This window comes from Aeromicrobium sp. PFPM2_SD2, from assembly GCF_057364525.1.
In genome coordinates this window covers 1-2,084 of record NZ_JBNFNZ010000425.1, presented here as the reverse complement: position 1 = coordinate 2,084, position 2,084 = coordinate 1, and the positions used below count along the sequence as shown (strand labels likewise).

Here is a 2,084-nt window from a genome sequence, read left to right as displayed (position 1 = left end):
ACGTCCGGCGTCGACCTCCGACGACGCTCCCGTCGACCGACTCCACTGTCGTGCTCGTGGCCAGCCGGACGACGCGCGCGGCCACCTGCGCGGGGTCGTGCAGCACGCGCCCGACTCGGATCGCGGGACGAGCGTCCCGTGCGCGGTGTACGCGCGGTCGGCGAACGCCTCGGTGACGACCCGCAGGCCCCGCGACTCCGCGTGGCGCAGCAGCGCCGAGCCGGGCAGACCCAGGACGGCGAGCGAGTCGTCGAACGACTCGACCGCGTCGACGACCGCCAGGGCGTGCTCGTCGTGGTGGACGGCGGTGTTGTAGAGCGCCCCGTGCGGCTTCACGTACGTGACGCGGGTGCCGGCGGCGCGGGCCATGCCGGCCAGCGCGCCCAGCTGGTAGACGACGTCGTGGGTCAGCTCGTCCCGGCTCGCGTCCACGAAACGGCGCCCGAACCCGGCGAGGTCGCGGTAGGAGACCTGCGCCCCCACCCGGACGTCGTGGGCCGCGGCCCAGCGCAGGGTGCGGGCGAGCGTGGCCGGGTCGCCGGCGTGGAACCCGCAGGCCACGTTCGCGCTCGTGACGAGCCCGAGCATCGCCTCGTCGTCGCCGAGCTCCCACCGGCCGAACGACTCGCCGACATCGCTGTTGAGGTCCACGTGCGCGTCCATGCCCCCAGTCTGGCCCGTCCCCACCCCACCGGGCGGTGAGTGAGGGTCACTTTCCGCCGGCCGGCGGTGGGTGAGGGTCACTTGCGCGCTCGAAAGTGACCAGGACTCACCGCCCCGGGGTGGCGGACCTGGCACGCTTCGGCGCATGACGCGACGAGCGACCCGCCTGCTGGTGACCGGGGTCCTGCTGCTGGGCGCGGGGCTCGGCATCGTCCTGTGGGGCGCGTTCGACCTCATCGCCACCGGCTACCGCGTCGACGACGAGGGCACCAGCTCGCGCCTGGCCGACGACCTGCTCGGCTGGGGCGGGCTCGTCACCGGCCTGTCCGTGGGAGCGGTGGGCGCGATCCTGCTGGCGGTCGACAGCTTCCGCTCCGACCGCGAGCGTGACGCAGGCGTGCCCCGTGGGGCCGGCCGGCGCACGGTGTCGCGCCTCGACGGCGCCTAGACGGGGAAGACGGCGCAGGCGCTGGACGCCGTGGCGAGCAGGCGCCCGTCGGCGTCGCGGATGTCGCCCTCGGCGAACGCCGCGCGCGAGCCGGGCTTGGTCACCCAGCCGTGCGCGGTGACCGGTCCGGTGTCGACCGTGATCGGACGCAGGAAGCTGACCTTGATCTCCAGCGACGTGTACGCCTGGCCGGCCGGCAGCGTCGAGTGCACCGCGCAGCCGCAGACCGAGTCGAGCAGCGTGGCGTAGAAGCCGCCGTGCACCGATCCGATCGGGTTGTAGTGCGACTCGTCCGGCACCGCGGTGAACACGACGTCACCGCGCTCGACCGACACGAAGCCCATGTCCAGGTGGGCGGCGATGGGTGCGCCGGGGATCTCGCCCTTCAGGATCGCGCGCAAGTAGTCGACGCCGCTCATCGTCCGCGCGCCGCGGCCTGCGGGAGGGGATCGGTCCAGGTGATCGTCCTGCTCTTCTCGCTCATGCTCGGACGGTAGCATCTGAGTACGCAATCCGTACCCAGCCAGGAGCGACCATGACCGCGACGTTCGCCGAGCTCGACTCCGCCACCTGCTCGATCGCCCGCGCGACCGGCCTGCTCGGCGACCGCTGGAGCATCTTGGTGGTCCGCGACGTGCTCAACGGCGTCCGCCGGTTCGACGCCCTGGCCGACCACCTGGGCGTCTCGCGGGACGTGCTGCGTCGCCGGCTCGCCGCCCTCGTGGACGCCGGCGTGCTCGAGCGGGTCGAGTACCGCGAGGACGGTCAGCGCCCGCGCGCCGAGTACCGGCTGACCGACGCCGGCCTCGAGCTCGTCCCGGTGCTCGTCGCCTTCCTGGACTGGGGCGACCGCCACCTGGGCGGTGCCGACGGCCCACCCGCGGTCGTCCGTCACGACTGCGGCGCTCCGGTGCGGGCCCCGCTCGTGTGCGCGACGGCCACGTCGTGGAGGACGCGGGGCGCGACCCACCTG

At 73.9% G+C, this 2,084-nt stretch carries 4 protein-coding genes; 2 read left to right on the top strand and 2 right to left on the bottom strand.

All coding sequences use genetic code 11. From position 1 onward, the window contains the following. Window positions 1-663 (bottom strand): LamB/YcsF family protein (locus AC2W7G_RS14605; protein WP_485869078.1); only part of this gene is annotated, 663 nt, incomplete at its 3' end. A 145-nt stretch (window positions 664-808) separates the two neighbouring features. Here AC2W7G_RS14605 and AC2W7G_RS14600 point away from each other — a divergent pair. Further along, window positions 809-1,111 (top strand): hypothetical protein, encoded by a 303-nt coding sequence (locus AC2W7G_RS14600; protein ID WP_485869077.1) that lies wholly within the window; start codon window positions 809-811, stop codon window positions 1,109-1,111. Here the strand turns inward: AC2W7G_RS14600 and AC2W7G_RS14595 are convergent. Further along, the gene (locus tag AC2W7G_RS14595; protein WP_485869076.1) at window positions 1,108-1,530 is read right to left on the bottom strand and encodes a PaaI family thioesterase; all 423 of its coding nucleotides are present in this window, start codon (window positions 1,528-1,530) and stop codon (window positions 1,108-1,110) included. The two genes, AC2W7G_RS14600 and AC2W7G_RS14595, sit on opposite strands and share 4 nt — an antisense overlap. Before the next feature lie 116 nt (window positions 1,531-1,646). Between AC2W7G_RS14595 and AC2W7G_RS14590 the strand changes: the two genes are divergently transcribed. Beyond that, the coding region (locus AC2W7G_RS14590; protein WP_485869075.1) for a winged helix-turn-helix transcriptional regulator at window positions 1,647-2,084 on the top strand (438 nt) is incomplete at its 3' end.